We start from the raw sequence: 15,205 nt of genomic DNA, 5'->3' as shown, positions 1-15,205 counted from the left end.
AGCGCTACGGTTCGCGCAGCGTACGACGCCCCAACACCCGCGGGAGTTCGCCTCGGGGTGACGCCATCGACGACGCGGGGACCGACCGTCCCCGTCCCGCCGGACCGGCGTCGTCCCCCTCCCGCTCGAGCACGCGTGAGAGGGATGCATTCGATGGCCGACGACGGCGAGAAGCGCACCGCGACCCTGTCCTATCCGGGCGGGGAGCACACGATGGAGATCGTCGAGGCCACCGAGGGCTCGTCCGGGATCCAGCTGGGCAAGCTCCTCGGCGAGACCGGTCTGATCACCCTCGACCCGGGGTTCGTGAACACCGGGTCGTGTCGCTCCGACATCACCTACATCGACGGTGACGCCGGCATCCTGCGCTACCGCGGCTACCCGATCGAGCAGCTGGCGCAGAACTCCACCTTCGTCGAGACCAGCTACCTGCTCATCTACGACGAGCTCCCCACCCAGACCCAGCTCGAGAACTTCACCGACCAGATCCAGCGGCACACGATGCTGCACGAGGACCTGAAGAAGTTCTTCGACGGCTTCCCCGCCGACGCGCACCCGATGCCGGTGCTCTCGTCCGCGGTCTCCGCGCTGTCGACCTTCTACCAGCGGTCGCTGGACCCGTTCGACGAGCCGAACGTCGACCTCTCGACGGTCCGTCTGCTCGCGAAGGTCCCGACGCTCGCGGCCTACGCCTACAAGAACTCCATCGGGCAGCCGTTCCTCTACCCGGACAACAACCTGTCCCTGGTGGAGAACTTCCTGCGCATGACCTTCGGACTGCCGGCCGAGCAGTACGAGGTCGACCCCGAGGTCGCCAAGGCCCTCGACATGCTGTTCATCCTGCACGCCGACCACGAGCAGAACTGCTCGACGTCGACGGTGCGGCTGGTCGGCTCGTCGCAGGCCAACCTGTTCGCCTCGATCTCGGCGGGCATCAACGCGCTGTTCGGCCCGCTGCACGGCGGCGCCAACGCGGCCGTCCTGACGATGCTCGAGAACATCCGCGACAACCACGGCAACACCGACGAATTCGTCAAGAAGGTCAAGAACAAGGAGCCCGGCGTCCGCCTCATGGGCTTCGGGCACCGGGTCTACAAGAACTACGACCCCCGCGCCGCGATCGTGCGCGACACCGCCCGCGGCATCATCGAGAAGCTCGGCGGCGGCGACGAGCTGCTCGACATCGCGACCAAGCTCGAGGACTACGCGCTCAACGACGAGTACTTCGTCGAGCGCAAGCTCTACCCGAACGTCGACTTCTACACCGGCCTGATCTACCAGGCGATGGGCTTCCCGACGGAGATGTTCACCGTCCTGTTCGCCATCGGCCGGCTCCCCGGCTGGATCGCGCACTGGCGGGAGATGATCGAGGACCCGGACACCCGCATCGGCCGCCCGCGCCAGGTCTACACCGGCCCGACCGAGCGCGAGTTCGTCCCGATGGACAAGCGCTAGTCCGCGCCTGCTCCACGTGAGGGGAACCCTCAGCCCATAAGAACGCTCGGATCCTCCCCTCACGCGCCGACCACCGGGCGCGTGAGGGGAACATCTGGTCGCTCTTGTGGCTCGAGGGTTCCCCTCACGCGTGTCCCGGGGGCTTCCCGACGCCGGGTGCGGGTACCTGTCGGGCATGGCTCCCGCGACCTCCACCGCCGTCGTCTGGTTCCGCCGTGACCTGCGGGTCGGCGACCAGCCGACGTTCCTGGCCGCGAAGGAGCGCGCCGACCGGGCGCTCGCGCTGTTCGTGCTCGACCCGAGGCTCCTCGAGCCGGCCGGCCCGCGGCGCACCGCCTTCCTGTACCGCTGCCTGCGGGCGCTCGACGAGCAGCTCGGCGGCCGCCTCCTCGTCGTGAAGGGCGACCCGGCCGACGTCGTCCCGCGGATCGCGCAGGCCGTCGGGGCGGCCTCCGTGCACGTCGCGGCCGACTTCGGCCCCTACGGCCGCGAGCGCGACGAGGCGGTGGAGAAGGCCCTCGGAGACGTCGAGCTCGTCCGCTCCGGCTCCCCGTACCTGACCGAGCCGGGGACGATCACGAAGTCCGACGGCACCCCGTACAAGGTGTTCACCCCGTTCTCCAAGGAGTGGACGAAGCGGGTCCGGGACGCCGCCCCGGCCGACACCGACGCGACGACGTTGACGTGGATGGACCCGTCGGACAAGGACGGCGGCCCGCGCGCGGTGAAGGTCCCCGACGACCCGAAGCTCGACGCCGAGCTCCCCGAGGCGGGGGAGCAGGCGGCGCGGGAGAGCTGGGAGGCGTTCGTCGACGAGCACCTCACCGACTACGACGACACCCGCGACCGCCCGGACAAGCCCGGGACCAGCCGGATGAGCGTGCACCTCAAGTACGGCACGGTGCATCCCCGCACCCTGCTGGCCGACGCCGGGGGCGACGGCAAGGGCGCGACGTCCTACCGCAACGAGCTGTGCTTCCGTGACTTCTACGGCCACGTCCTCTGGTGGTTCCCCCGCAGCGCCCGGGAGAACTTCGACCCGAAGTTCGACTCGATCCCGCTCGACTCGGGGAAGAAGGCCGACGAGAAGTTCGCGGCCTGGCAGGAGGGCCGCACCGGCTTCCCGGCGATCGACGCCGCGATGCGCCAGCTGCAGGGCGAGGCGTGGATGCACAACCGGATGCGGATGGCGGTCGCGTCGTTCCTGGTGAAGGACCTGCACCTGCCGTGGTGGTGGGGCGCGCGACACTTCATGAACCTGCTCGTCGACGGCGACCTCCCCTCCAACCAGCACGGCTGGCAGTGGGCGGCGGGCACCGGCACCGACGCGGCGCCGTACTTCCGCGTGTTCAACCCGGTGACCCAGGGGGAGCGGTTCGACCCGCAGGGCGACTACGTGCGCCGATGGGTCCCGGAGCTCGCCGAGATCGAGGGCAAGAAGGTGCACCAGCCCTGGAAGCTGCCCGACCCGCCGTCGGACTACCCGGAGCCGATCGTGGACCACAAGGCCGAGCGGAACGAGGCCCTGGCCCGGTTCAACGCCCTGTAGCGCTACCGCCCGGTGAACGCCTCGCGCCACGACACGCGCGCGCCGGTGCGGAGCACCGAGCGGGCGTAGATCCGGCCGCCGAGCCAGAGCACGAGGGCGGTGAACGCCGCCGTCAGGACGAACGCGAGCGCGACCTCCCAGAGGGGCACGCCGCCGAGCGCGATCCGCGCCGGCATCACGAGCGGGGTCCACGGCGGGATGAGCGAGAGCACCGTCAGCGCGGTCGACGTCGGCGCCGAGAGCACCAGGTTGAACCCGGCGACGAAGCCGATCAGCACGACGATGGACACCGGGGTCAGCACGCTCTGCGTGTCCTCCTGGCGCGACACCAGGGAGCCGAGCGCGGCGTAGACGGTCGCGTACATCGTGAAGCCCAGCAGGTACCAGACCAGCACGGAGACGAGCGTCCCCGTCAGCCCGGCCCCGGCGACCAGCAGCCCCGCCGTGCCCGCCACCCCCAGCCCGACCCCGCCCAGCACGACCAGCTGCAGCAGCCCGACCGCGCCGAGCCCGAGCACCTTGCCCAGCAGCAGCTGCCACGGCCGCACCGTCGCGAGCACGATCTCCACGACGCGGCTGGACTTCTCCTCGACCACGCCCTGGGCGACCATCGCGCCGTAGGTCTGGATGGAGAAGAAGAGCAGGAACGCCCCGAAGGCGCCGAGCCCGATCCGCAGCCCCTGCGCCGGGTCCTCCGGCCGCGCGGCGACGACGACGGGTTCGGCAGCGGCGATCGCGGCGTCGGCGGCGGACGGGTCGGGCAGCAGCTGCTGCTGGGCGAGGAGGGTGGTCGCGACGGTGACGACGGAGCCGGTCGCGCTGCCGAGGGAGGTCTCGACGTCGACGCGCGGGCGGGTCGGTGGGCCGGACAGCGCCGCGTCGGCGTCCCCCGAGGCCACCAGGGCCCGTCCGGCGGCGGCGTCGGACACCGGCAGCACGCGGACGATCCGGCCCTGGTCGTCGGCGGCGGTCCGCAGCGCCGAGGTGATGCCCAGGGTCTCGGGGGCGACGGCCACCGTCGTCGAGCCGGAGTCGCCGGCCGAGCTCAGCGAGCCGACGAACAGCGAGTAGCCGACGAGGATCAGCAGGATCACGGCCGTCGAGATCACGAACGCCCGACCGCGGACCCGCGCCAGGAACTCGCGCCGGGTGATGAGCAGGACCGTCCTCACGCCACCACCCCCTCGCCGACCGCCTCGCGGAACAGCTCGGTCAGCGACGGCCGCCGGTGCGTGAACTCGTGGACCGGGCCGGTGGCGAGGGCCGCCCGCAACAGCGCCTGGTCGTCGGCACCGGCCGCGAGGGTGACCACCGTGCGCTCGTGCTCGGCCCGGCTCGCGCTCACCCCCGGCACGTCGTCGGTCCAGCCCGCGGGGGCGTCGGGGGCATGGACGACGACGGTCGAGGCGCCCGTCCCGTCGCCCGCGCGCAGCTCGTCCACCCGTCCCTGCGCCACCATCGACCCGTCCCGGACGATCCCGACGCGGTCGCACAGCCGCTCCACGAGGTCGAGCTGGTGGGAGGAGAACACGACCGGCGCGCCCGCGTCGCAGCGCTCCCGCAGCACCGTGCTCATCACGTCGACGGCCACCGGGTCGAGGCCGGAGAACGGTTCGTCGAGCACGAGGACGTCCGGCTCGTGGACCAGGGCCGCCGCGAGCTGCACCCGCTGCTGGTTGCCGAGGCTCAGCTTCTGCACCTCCTCGCCGGCGCGCTCCGCCACCCCGAGCCGCGCGGTCCAGCGCGCCGCCGCGGCCTTCGCGTCGCCGGCACTCATCCCGTGCAGCTCGGCGAGGTAGCGCAGCTGCTCGCCCACCGCCATCTTCGGGTACAGGCCGCGTTCCTCGGGCATGTAGCCGATCCGCCGCCGGCGGGCCGCGTCGATCGGCCGGCCCTCCAGCCGGACCTCACCGGCGTCGGCCGCGAGCACCCCGAGGACGATCCGCATCGTCGTCGTCTTGCCCGCGCCGTTCGCCCCGACGAAGCCGAACAGCTCGCCCGGGCGGACCGAGAACGTCATGTCCTGCAGCGCCCGGACCGTCCCGTACCGCTTCGACACGCCGTCGATCTCGAGCACGCGATCACTGTCCCGTCCGCCCGACGGGCTGTCCAACCGGGAACGCTCCACCCGATCGTGATCAGGTCGAACCCGGCCGGGTCCTGGAACGACCACCCGCCGTCGGCCAGCATGATCCCGGGTCTCGTGGGGCGGGGGTGGGGGATGCGGCTGCTGGTCGTGCTCGTCGTGACCGTCGCCCTGCTCGCCGCGGCCGCCCCGCTCGCGATCACCCAGGCGCCACGGCTGCACTCGCCGGTGCTCGCGCTCGTGGCGTTCGGGGTCGCGGGGCTCGCGCTGCTCGCGGGTATCGCCCTGCTCGTCCGCGCCGCCGTGCTGCTGCGCCGCGCCGCCCCCGACGGCCGGTCGGTGCGGGACGACCAGCCGCCCGCCGACGAGTCGGTCACCGAGCCGCGGGCCGACGCGGGTTCCGACCACATCGTGCTCGTGACGACGGCGGGCCGCCTCGCCGTCTCCGTGCCGATGACGGTGACGCCGCCGCGCCACGCGCGCGCCGAGGGCGATACCGATCAGGGCTCCGACCAGGAACCGGTCACCGTCGGCCACTCCGGTGGTGGCGCCGAGTCCCAGAGCCAGGCCCAGGCGAGCACCGGCCCGGACCCGGTCGAGGACGCCGTCGCCGACCCGTCGGCGGAGCGCTCCGCGGCGTTCGCCTCCCGGTACACGACCACCCGTTCCCGCCGGTAGTCCGGACCCTCGTACGCGTCGAGAGCGGGCAGGGCGCGCGCGGGGTCGGTGAGCGTGACGACGTGCCCGTGCACCGTCCCCGGGCCCGCCACGAGCGCGGGGTAGCCCAGCCCGGTGTCGTAGACCTGCCCGGTCCCGACGGCGGGTGTGCTCGCCCGGGCGGCCGGCGCGAGCCGCCACCATGCGGACGCCCCGGGCTGCAGGGTGCCGTAGACGAAGACCCGGTCGGGCCAGGAACGCGGGTCGGGGCAGCCCGCGGGGACCACGGTCGCGGCGTCGGACGGCACCGGCGCCGGGACGCCCGTGAGGCGGCGCGCCGCCGCCTGGGTCACGTCGCGGATCCGCACCGGGGCGCCGTCGACGAGCAGCGGCGACCGGTCGGTGCGGGGGTCCTCCCCGGGCCGTCGCGGGGCGGGCCAGTACCCGAGCACCGGGTCGAGCCGGACCCCCCGCTCGTCGTGCACCGTGGCCCCGTGCAGCCAGGCCAGGTCGTACCGGCTGCCCCGGCCCTCGCACCGGTCGAGCACGGCGACCTGCTCCGGGGTGGCGAGCCAGACGTGGTGGGTCTCGTCACGTGGCAGGAAAGCGTCGTTGCTGTCACGAGGTGACAGCAACGACGCTTTCCTGCCACGGGGGGAGAACAGCGTGGCGGGACGGGCGTCGTCGCGGACGCGGAGGCCCGCGGCCCACACCGCGGCCATCCCCGACACCGTGACGCGCAGCGCCACCACCGGGCCGGGCAGCCCGAGCTCGCGGCGCAGCCACGTGATCTTCGACGGGCAGGAGTTCGACCCGTAGGCCAGGACCGGCACGCGCCCGGCGAGCGGGACCCGCACGAGGTCGTCGATCGCGGTGGCGCCGACGCGCCAGCCGCCGCGGCAGCGGTCGTCGGGAACCAGCTCGTGGGTCAGGCCGTCGTCGTGCAGGAACGAGAAACCCGGCGCGACCCCGGGATAGGGGTCGGCCGGGTACTCGTCGTCCGGGACGGCGGCTATTCCTTCGCCGCCTTCCACTCCTCGAGATGCGGCGACTCGTCGCCGATCTTCGTGTGGTCCCCGTGCCCGGTGCGGACGATCGTCTCGCCGGGCAGTGCGAACAGCTTGCGCTCGATCGACTCGAGGATGACCCCGTAGTCGGAGTACGACCGCCCGGTGGCTCCCGGCCCGCCCTGGAACAGGGTGTCGCCGGTGAAGACGACGCCGAGGTCGGGCGCGTAGAAGCACGTCGAACCCGGTGAGTGCCCGGGCGTGTGGATCATCTTCAGGTCGATCCCGGCGATCGTGAAGGTCTCGCCGTCCTCGATCCGACCGTCCGGCTCGAGGTCGGGGTGGGTCAGGTCCCACACCACCCGGTCCTCGGGGTTGAGCAGGATCGGCGCGTCGAGCGCCTTCGACAGCGCCGGGGCGGCGTTGACGTGGTCGTTGTGCGAGTGCGTGCACAGGATCGCGGTGACGTTGCGGTCGCCGACGGCCTTCCGGATGGCCTGCGCGTCGTGGGCCGCGTCGATGACGACGACCTCGCTGGAGTCGCCGAGGATCCAGACGTTGTTGTCGACGTCCCAGGACCCGCCGTCGAGCTCGAACTTCCCGGACGTCACGACGTTCTCGATCGGCCCGCCGTCGTTGACGCCGGTGCCGACCGTGTCCCCGTAGCCGACCATCAGAGGATCACCACCGAACGCAGCACGTCGCCGTGGTGCATCTTCTCGAAGGACGACTCGACGTCGTCGAGCGAGACGCGCTCGGTGACGAACTTGTCGAGCGGGAAGCGGCCCTGCAGGGCCAGGTCGACCAGCATCGGGAAGTCCCGGCTGGGCAGGCAGTCGCCGTACCAGGACGAGCGCAGCGACCCGCCGTGGGAGAAGAACGGCTGGAAGTCGGCCTCGAGCTTCATGTCCGGCGACGGGACGCCGACGAGCACGAGCCGCCCGGCGAGGTCGCGCGCCTCGAAGGCCTGCTTCCAGGTGGCCGGGATGCCGACCGCGTCGATGACGACGTCGGCGCCGAAGCCGTCGGTGAGGTCGCGGATGCCCTGCACCGGGTCGGTGTTCTTGGCGTTGATCGTGTGGGTGGCGCCGAAGCCCTTGGCCCACTCGAGCTTCCGGTCCTCGGTGTCCACCGCGATGATCGTGGTGGCGCCGGCCAGGGCCGCGCCCGCGATCGCCGCGTCGCCCACGCCACCGCAGCCGATGACGGCCACGGTCTCGCCGCGCTTGACCTCACCGGTGTTGATGGCCGCACCGGCGCCGGCCATGATCCCGCAGCCGATCAGTCCGGCCTCGGCCGGATCGATCTCCGGGTTGACCTTGGTGCACTGCCCGGAGTGGACCAGGGTCTTCTCCGCGAACGCCCCGATACCCAGGGCCGGCTTGAGCTCCTCGCCGGTGTCCTTGAGCGTCATCGCCTGGGCGGCGTTGTGGGTGTCGAAGCAGAGGTGGTGCTTGCCCTTGCGACAGGCCCGGCACACCCCGCAGACGGCGCGCCAGTTGAGGATGACGTAGTCGCCGACCTCGAGACCGGTGACGCCCTCGCCGAGCGCCTCGACCGTGCCCGCGGCCTCGTGGCCGAGCAGGAACGGGTACGCGTCCTCGATGTTCCCCTCGCGGTAGTGCAGGTCGGTGTGGCAGACCCCGCACGCCGCGATCGCGACCACGGCCTCACCCGGACCCGGATCCGGCACCACGATCGTCTCGACGGTGACCGGCTTGCCCTTCTCCCGGGACACGACTCCCCGGACCTCCTGCGGCATGTTCGCCCTCCACGTCGTCGTCGGTGCATGCGCTCATGCGCAGGGTTCCACGTGACGGGGGCGACTACGCAACCGCCGCACGGCGCCCTCTCCGGCGGGAGAGGGCGCCGCGGGAGGGTCACACGTGCAGGATCAGGCCCGAACCCTGGCCGCCGCCGCCGCACAGACCGGCCGCGCCGATGCCGCCGCCCCGACGCTTGAGCTCGTGGGCGAGGTGGATCGCGATCCGGGCGCCGGACATGCCGACCGGGTGGCCGAGCGAGATCGCGCCGCCGTCGGGGTTGACCCGGGCGGGGTCGACGCCGAGCTCCTGGGTGGACTGCAGGGCCACCGCGGCGAACGCCTCGTTCAGCTCGAGCATCTCCAGCTGGTCGGGCTTGAGGCCCTCGCGCTCGAGCGCCTTGAAGATGGCCCGGGAGGGCTGGGAGAGCAGCGAGTTGTCCGGGCCCGCGACCCAGCCGTGGTGGCCGATGCGGGCGAGGACCTCGAGGCCGAGCTCCTTCGCCTTCTTCTCCGACATGATCACCGCGGCGGCGGCACCGTCGGAGATCTGGGAGGAGGTGCCCGCGGTGATGGCGCCCTCCTTGTCGAACGCCGGACGCAGCTTGCCCAGGCCCTCGGCGGTGGTGTCGCCGCGGACGCCCTCGTCCTCGGTGACGACGACGGGGTCGCCCTTGCGCTGCGGCACGGAGACCGGGGCGAGCTCGGCGTCGAACCGGCCGTTCTTCGCCGCGTCGGCCGCGCGCTGGTGCGAGGACGCCGCGAACTCGTCCATCGCCTCGCGGGTGAGGCCGATCGCCTTCGAGTAGCGCTCGGTCGAGGCGCCCATCGACTCCTGGTCGTACACGTCGGTGAGGGCGTCGAACTCGGTGGCGTCGAGGATCTTCCCGCCGCCGTACTTGTAGCCGCGGCGGGCCTTCGGCAGCAGGTACGGCGCGGCGGTCATGGACTCCATGCCGCCCGCGACGACCACGTCGTAGTCGCCCGCCTGGATCATCTGGTCGGCGATGGCGATCGCGTCGAGGCCCGACAGACAGACCTTGTTCAGCGTGAACGACGGCACCGACATGGGGATGCCGGCGTCGGTGCCCGCCTTGCGCGCCGGGTTCTGGCCCGCGCCGGCCTGGATGACCTGACCCATGATCAGGTACTCGACCTGGTCGCCGGAGATGCCGGCCTGCTCGAGGGCCTTCTGGATCGCGGTGGTGCCGAGCTGCTGCGCGGTCAGATCGGCGTAGGCCCCGGAGAGCTTGCCGATCGGCGTGCGGGCGCCGGAGACGATGACGGAGCCGGGCATGGACGTCCTCCTGGAGGTAGGCGGGGGTCTGCGAGCACGACGTCGGGCGAGGACCGCGACGACCGCCGGAGTCCTCGAACCTACCCGTGTCGGTGCCCACACCCCAGGGCCGAACATGCACCCGAGGAGCGGCACCGGACACGGGGATCGGTTCAGTCGGAGGCTTCCTCCCCGGTGACCCCCGAGTAGCGCGCGACTTCCGCCATCAGCGGCGGCCACTCCTCGCGCAGCGCCTGGTTGCCCATGAACAGGCCGAGGTGGCCGCCGGGGGCGGTGCGCTTCCAGACCTGGTCCGCGGGCGTCGACACCGCGTCGGCGGCCCGGAACACCTGGACCGGCGGGGTGATGTGGTCGGTCGCGCCGCCGAGCAGGAACAGCGGGCAGGACAGGTCGGCCATCGACAGCCGCTTCCCGCCGACCTCCAGGCGGCCCTCGATGAGCTCGTTGCCCGAGAACAGGTGCTCGACGAGCCAGAGGTAGAACGTGCCCGGGACGTCCTGGGTGTGCTTGAACCAGTCCTCGAAGGCCTGGTAGCGCGCGATCGCGGCCGGGTCGTCGAGGTGGCGGAGCAGGTCGACGTGCTTGGCGATCTCGGCGTCCGGGCTCATCGCGATGAAGCCGTTGAGCACGAACTGCCCGGGCATGTTGCCCCGGCCCATCGCGACCATCGTCCGGTACGGGATCTTGCCGTAGCGCCGCGTCATCACGCGCGACGAGGCGCCGATGGCGGTGTCGCCGGCGTGGAAGTCGATGGGGGCGCCGGCGAGCGTCAGGGTGTTGACGCGCTCGGGGTGCACGCAGGCGTAGATCGTGGACAGCCAGCCGCCCTGGCAGTCGCCCACGAGGTTCACCGTGGTGTGGCCGGTGCCCTCGAGCGCGGTGTCCACGGCGCGGTCGACCACCGCGACGTAGTCCTCGATCGTCGTGCCCTTCGTGGCCTGCGTGGCGCCGACCCAGTCCAGGGTGAACGCGCGGGTCAGACCGGCCTTGCGGATGACCTGCATCTGCGACTGGGTGGGCTGGAAGTCGACGATGCACGAGTCGTGCCCGGCCTGCGGCGGGAGCACGAGCGTGGGCACGACGTCGTCGGTCGCGCCGTCGGTGAAGTCGCGCAGCCGCGCGATCGGGGTCTCCCAGACGATGCGGTGCTCGGTCGACCAGGTCGGCCGACGGCGGCCCAGCACGTGACCCCACCAGCGGACGGCGTCGTAGACGGTGCGGTGCGGGGTCGCGGCCTGGGCGAGCGCGCGCGTGGTGACGTACGCGCCGCCCTCGACGAGGGCGGTGGTCGCCTTGCGCAGCGTCTCGCCGCGGAAGGTCCGCAGGTAGGCCGCGGGGTCGACCGGGTCGATGGCCGGCGCGTCCGGGGCCTCGGTGGCACCGTCGGTCACGGCCGAGCGGTCACTGGTCACGGTCATGGCGGGATTCCTCCTCGGGCAGCCCGTGACAGGCGACGGCACCGGGCTGCTCGGCGAACCGTAAGTCCGCTAGGCATAGTTCGCAAACACTCGCTCGGGGCATGCGGACGCGTGCGCTGCGACGATCGGCCGGACCCCGTCACGGGTGTGTCGCGGAACGCATAGATACGTGTGACCGCCGACACCAACGGGCACGTCACCGCTCGGTGGGAGCCGCACCAGATGCGGACGACGACGGGCGAAGGGTGTCGTGATGGCGGACATGACCGGACAGGTCGCCGTGGTGACCGGTGGCGCGCGCGGGATCGGCAAGGCGATCTCGGAACGGCTCGCGAACCGGGGGTGCAAGGTCGCGGTGGGCTACTCCAGCGGGCGGGACACGGCCGCCGAGCTCGCCGAGAAGTACCCGGGCATGACGATCCACCAGGGCAACATCGGCAGCCGCGAGGACTGCGAGCGGGTGGTGCAGGAGGTCTACGACCAGCACGGTCGGATCGACGTCCTCGTCAACAACGCCGGCATCACCGCCGACAAGATGCTGCACAAGATGACCGTCGAGGACTGGGACAAGGTCATCCAGGTCAACCTGTCGGGCACCTTCTACATGTCCCACCTGGTCTTCCAGCACATGCGGGAGCGGGGGAGCGGCCGGATCGTGTCGATCTCCTCGGTCATCGGGGAGCGGGGCAACGCCGGGCAGGCCAACTACGCCGCGACCAAGTCGGGCCTCTTCGGCCTGACGATGTCGCTCGCCTCCGAGGGGGCGAAGAAGGGCGTCACCGCCAACTGCGTGGCGCCCGGCTACATCGAGACCGACATGGTGGCCGGGGTCCCGGAGTCCGCCCTGGAGAAGATCGTGGCGCAGGTCCCGGTCGGCCGGCTCGGCCAGCCCGACGAGGTGGCCCGGGTGGTCGAGTTCCTCGCCGATCCCGACTCCGGCTACATCACCGGGCAGGTCTACTCGGTCAACGGCGGGCTCTTCATGTCCTCCTGAGCGAGCCCGGAGGTCAGCCCGAACGTCACCGCCAGCTCGTCGCAGATCTCGCCGAGCGCGACGGTGGCCGCCCGGCACACGCCGGGGAAGGTGATGAAGCCGTGGATCGCGCGCGCGTGGTCGGAGTGCCGGACCGGCACCCCGGCCGCGCGCAGCCGCTGCGCGTAGGCCACCCCGTCGTCGTGCAGCGGGTCGACCTGCGCCGTGAGGACGAGGGCCCGGGGCAGCCCGGTGTGGTCGGGAGCGAGCAGCGGGGAGCACAGCGGGTCGGTGGCGTCGCCGTCCGCCCCGAGGTAGTTGGCCCGGAAGACGTCCATGTCGGCCTTGGTGAGCAGTGGCCCGCGCTCGTAGGCCGCCGTCGACGGCGCGTCGAGCGTCAGGTCGACGACGGGGTAGATGAGGATCTGGGCGTCCACGGCCGGACCGGCCTCGCGCGCCATCATCGCGACCACCGCGGCGAGGTTGCCGCCCGCGCTGTCGCCCATCACCGCGACGCGGTCCGCCCGGCCGCCGAGCGCCTCGGCGTGGCGCACGGCCCAGACCAGCGCCGCGTACCCGTCGTCGCGACCGGCCGGGTAGGGGTGCTCCGGGGCCAGCCGGTAGTCCACCGACACCACGAGCGCGCCGACGCGGGCGGCGACCCAGGCGCACAGCCAGTCGGACTGGTCGAGGTTCCCGAGCGAGCCGCCCCCGCCGTGGTAGTTGAGGACGATCGGGAGCCCGTCCTCGCGGCGGCGTCCCCCGGGCAGCGGGCCGTGCGGCCGGTAGACCCGCAGCGTGGTCGGGGCCGCGTCGTCCCCGGTGGCCCCTGTCATGCCGGTGAGGTCCACCCGCAGGTCGGTCAGCGACACGTCGGAGGGCATCGGCCCGAACACCCGCGAGGTGACGACGTTGTGCGAGAGCCGCCGGCTGCGCGCCCGGGCGAGGTCCTCGGCGCTCATCCGACTGATGGCGATGACCCCCGCCCGGTCGGTGAACCAGGTGAACACCCGGGTGCGCACGTCGATGTCGACCGTCATGACGCGCCTCCTGTCGCCGCTCCGCGATCCCCGTGATGTGACCGTGTCGCCGTGTGCCCCGTCCGGCGGTCGACACGGACATCGTTGCTCCGTTCGAGAATGTGACATCGATCATGGCGCCCTCCTGAGGGCCTCGCCAGCGCGGAGGCACCCCCGATCGGGGTCCCTCGGTGACCGGTCCGCCCACGTCGCGCGTCTGAGCGGGTGACGGCGCGTCGCCGCGGCGACATGCGGTCACCTCCCGACGAGCGGCGGGCCGTCGTGACCCGTGTCGCGGTCACCGGTTCTGTCCGGTCTGCCTGCTATGGTCTGAGCCGAACGAGGGGGAGTAGCTCCCAACACCGCGATCGACACACTGATCGCCGCCGCCGGACCCGTCCGGGGCGTGCATCCGGTCGCGGCGGCCACCGGTCCGTTGCGGTGGCGGGCGAGACCTTCGGTTCCGATCCGTTGCACGCACGGGTCGGGCCGGAGACGTGGTTCTCGGCCCGGCCAACCGGACGAGAGGACCCTCGTGGACCCCATCGTGGCCACCTTCCTGGCCGCCACGGCCGTCAGCTTCGCCGTCATCTTCGTGGCGGAGCTCGGCGACAAGTCCCAGCTGATGGCGCTGACGTTCGCCACCCGCTACAAGGCCTTGCCGGTCCTGATCGGCATCACGGTCGCCACGGCGGTGGTGCACGCCGTGTCCGTCGGCGTCGGTTACCTGCTCGGCGCCGCGCTCCCCACCTTCTGGATCAGCCTCGTCGCGGCGGTCGCCTTCATCGGGTTCGGCCTCTGGACGCTGCGCGGCGACGAGCTCACCGCCGACGAGGAGGACAAGGCGGCCCGCTCCAGCGGTTCCGCCGTCGTCGCCGCCTCGGTCGCGTTCTTCCTCGCCGAGCTCGGCGACAAGACCATGCTCGCCACCATCACCCTCGCCACCCAGTACCAGGGCTGGGGTGGCGTCGTCGGGGTGTGGCTCGGCTCCACCGTCGGCATGGTGATCGCCGACGGCCTCGCCATCGTGGTCGGTCGGCTGCTGGGCAAGAAGCTCCCCGAGAAGGCCATCAAGGTCGGTGCGGCCGTGCTGTTCTTCGTGTTCGGCGTCTGGCTCGCCGCCGAGGCGTTCCTGACGCGCTGACCGGGCGCGGGGCTCAGGAGCCGGAGGCCAGCGACGACGCCGCTGCGCGGCTGGTGGCGATGACGGCGTCGTCGAAGTACACCGAGCCCTCGTCGTCGATGTCCGAGGACCGGTAGAGGCCGGTCTTGAGGTAGGACACCTCGTCGGGGTAGAGCGTCCCGCCGCGCGGCCGGTAGTCCGAGACCACCTCGCGGCCGTCCTGGACGACGTCGACGCTGCCCTCGTCGGGGTCGTCGGAGAAGTGCACCTGCAGGACCAGGTCGGTGCGGGTGCCGGCGCGGGCGGGCCCGATGTCCCGGGACCAGTGCTTCCCGATGCCCTCCCCGCCGTCGAGCACGAAGCGGCCGCCGCGGACCTGGACCGAGAGCGGCGGGCTGCCGTCCCCCGAGTTCTTCCACTGGGCGATGACCTGCCACTCCGAGGTGTCCACCGGGAACCCGGACGGCAGGTACACCGCGAAGCCGAACCAGTACTCGTCGCCCGGCCGGAAGCTGCGGAACGCGGGCTCGAGCTCGGAGCGGGTGCCGCCGCCCGGCACCGTGAACTCCACGGCGGTGCGGCCCGGGACGTCCGGCGAGTCGACCGCCCGCGGGTCGTCGGCGTCGTCGGTGTTCCAGGGGGTCACGCGGTAGGAGTCGAGGACCGACGTCGCGTCGGTGCCCGTGCGCCACACCACGCCGTCACCGGTCGGCCCCGACGACGGGCCGCGGCCGGACGAGGACGTCGGCCCGGCGCACCCGGCCAGGACGGCGAGTGCGAGCACGGTCCCGACGGCGAGCCGCCGCGCGCGGTTCCCGGGGAGGCTCACGTCGTCGAGCCTACGGAGGCGCGGGTGATG

The 15,205-nt window shown here is 72.3% G+C and carries 13 protein-coding genes; 4 read left to right on the top strand and 9 right to left on the bottom strand.

Annotated features, from left to right (window positions below):
- Window positions 1–153: 153 nt before the first annotated feature.
- Together QSK00_RS00490 and QSK00_RS00485 are read left to right on the top strand one after the other, a co-directional pair.
- Window positions 154–1,455, top strand: coding sequence for a citrate synthase (locus QSK00_RS00490; RefSeq protein ID WP_285586359.1), 1,302 nt, complete (start codon window positions 154–156; stop codon window positions 1,453–1,455).
- A 175-nt stretch (window positions 1,456–1,630) separates the two neighbouring features.
- Window positions 1,631–3,004, top strand: a complete 1,374-nt coding sequence (locus QSK00_RS00485) for a cryptochrome/photolyase family protein (RefSeq protein ID WP_285586357.1) — start codon at window positions 1,631–1,633, stop codon at window positions 3,002–3,004.
- A gap of 2 nt (window positions 3,005–3,006) precedes the next feature.
- Here QSK00_RS00485 and QSK00_RS00480 read toward each other — a convergent pair whose 3' ends face one another.
- The 7 genes from QSK00_RS00480 to QSK00_RS00450 all read right to left on the bottom strand — a co-directional run bounded on the left by QSK00_RS00480 (window position 3,007) and on the right by QSK00_RS00450 (window position 11,231).
- Window positions 3,007–4,176 carry an ABC transporter permease gene (locus QSK00_RS00480; protein WP_285586355.1) on the bottom strand — a complete coding sequence of 390 codons (1,170 nt, stop codon included), beginning with the start codon at window positions 4,174–4,176 and terminating at the stop codon, window positions 3,007–3,009.
- A complete protein-coding gene (locus QSK00_RS00475) occupies window positions 4,173–5,081 on the bottom strand; it encodes an ABC transporter ATP-binding protein (protein ID WP_502871996.1) in 909 nt (302 codons plus the stop codon). Before QSK00_RS00475 ends, QSK00_RS00480 begins: the two co-directional genes overlap by 4 nt.
- A gap of 509 nt (window positions 5,082–5,590) precedes the next feature.
- Entirely contained in the window at window positions 5,591–6,781 is a 1,191-nt protein-coding gene (locus QSK00_RS00470; RefSeq protein WP_285586353.1) for a gamma-glutamylcyclotransferase family protein, read from the bottom strand.
- Window positions 6,760–7,428, bottom strand: a complete 669-nt coding sequence (locus QSK00_RS00465) for an MBL fold metallo-hydrolase (RefSeq protein WP_285586351.1) — start codon at window positions 7,426–7,428, stop codon at window positions 6,760–6,762. The genes QSK00_RS00470 and QSK00_RS00465 overlap by 22 nt, the downstream gene beginning before the upstream one ends.
- Window positions 7,428–8,516, bottom strand: coding sequence for an S-(hydroxymethyl)mycothiol dehydrogenase (locus tag QSK00_RS00460; protein WP_285586349.1), 1,089 nt, complete (start codon window positions 8,514–8,516; stop codon window positions 7,428–7,430). The genes QSK00_RS00465 and QSK00_RS00460 overlap by 1 nt, the downstream gene beginning before the upstream one ends.
- Window positions 8,517–8,634: 118 nt before the next feature.
- Window positions 8,635–9,813, bottom strand: coding sequence for an acetyl-CoA C-acetyltransferase (locus tag QSK00_RS00455; protein WP_285586347.1), 1,179 nt, complete (start codon window positions 9,811–9,813; stop codon window positions 8,635–8,637).
- Window positions 9,814–9,965: 152 nt separating this feature from the next.
- Complete coding sequence (locus QSK00_RS00450) at window positions 9,966–11,231, bottom strand: alpha/beta fold hydrolase (protein WP_285586346.1); 1,266 nt, start codon at window positions 11,229–11,231, stop codon at window positions 9,966–9,968.
- Between the two features lie 253 nt (window positions 11,232–11,484).
- Between QSK00_RS00450 and QSK00_RS00445 the strand changes: the two genes are divergently transcribed.
- Window positions 11,485–12,225 carry a beta-ketoacyl-ACP reductase gene (locus QSK00_RS00445; protein WP_285586345.1) on the top strand — a complete coding sequence of 247 codons (741 nt, stop codon included), beginning with the start codon at window positions 11,485–11,487 and terminating at the stop codon, window positions 12,223–12,225.
- Here QSK00_RS00445 and QSK00_RS00440 read toward each other — a convergent pair.
- The gene (locus QSK00_RS00440) at window positions 12,189–13,244 is read right to left on the bottom strand and encodes an alpha/beta hydrolase (protein WP_285586344.1); all 1,056 of its coding nucleotides are present in this window, start codon (window positions 13,242–13,244) and stop codon (window positions 12,189–12,191) included. The genes QSK00_RS00445 and QSK00_RS00440 overlap by 37 nt on opposite strands.
- Before the next feature lie 514 nt (window positions 13,245–13,758).
- Here QSK00_RS00440 and QSK00_RS00435 point away from each other — a divergent pair.
- Window positions 13,759–14,367, top strand: a complete 609-nt coding sequence (locus QSK00_RS00435; RefSeq protein ID WP_285586343.1) for a TMEM165/GDT1 family protein — start codon at window positions 13,759–13,761, stop codon at window positions 14,365–14,367.
- Window positions 14,368–14,380: 13 nt separating this feature from the next.
- On the opposite strand, the gene QSK00_RS00430 is transcribed toward QSK00_RS00435, so the two are convergent.
- Window positions 14,381–15,175, bottom strand: a complete 795-nt coding sequence (locus QSK00_RS00430; protein ID WP_285586342.1) for a polysaccharide lyase family 20 protein — start codon at window positions 15,173–15,175, stop codon at window positions 14,381–14,383.
- Between the last annotated feature and the right edge of the window lie 30 nt (window positions 15,176–15,205).

This window comes from Actinomycetospora sp. NBRC 106378 (genome assembly GCF_030269685.1).
In the GTDB taxonomy this organism is placed as follows: Bacteria; Actinomycetota; Actinomycetes; order Mycobacteriales; family Pseudonocardiaceae; genus Actinomycetospora.
Note: the sequence above shows the minus strand (reverse complement) of the source record. Positions and strands in the feature narration are given on the sequence as shown.

Coding starts and splice junctions, on each gene's coding strand:
- QSK00_RS00445 (WP_285586345.1), top strand. CDS start 11,485: ATGGCGGACATGACCGGACAGGTCGCCGTGGTGACCGGTGGCGCGCGC.
- QSK00_RS00455 (WP_285586347.1), bottom strand. CDS start 9,813: ATGCCCGGCTCCGTCATCGTCTCCGGCGCCCGCACGCCGATCGGCAAG.
- QSK00_RS00460 (WP_285586349.1), bottom strand. CDS start 8,516: ATGCCGCAGGAGGTCCGGGGAGTCGTGTCCCGGGAGAAGGGCAAGCCG.
- QSK00_RS00440 (WP_285586344.1), bottom strand. CDS start 13,244: ATGACGGTCGACATCGACGTGCGCACCCGGGTGTTCACCTGGTTCACC.
- QSK00_RS00485 (WP_285586357.1), top strand. CDS start 1,631: ATGGCTCCCGCGACCTCCACCGCCGTCGTCTGGTTCCGCCGTGACCTG.
- QSK00_RS00490 (WP_285586359.1), top strand. CDS start 154: ATGGCCGACGACGGCGAGAAGCGCACCGCGACCCTGTCCTATCCGGGC.
- QSK00_RS00465 (WP_285586351.1), bottom strand. CDS start 7,428: ATGGTCGGCTACGGGGACACGGTCGGCACCGGCGTCAACGACGGCGGG.
- QSK00_RS00450 (WP_285586346.1), bottom strand. CDS start 11,231: ATGACCGTGACCAGTGACCGCTCGGCCGTGACCGACGGTGCCACCGAG.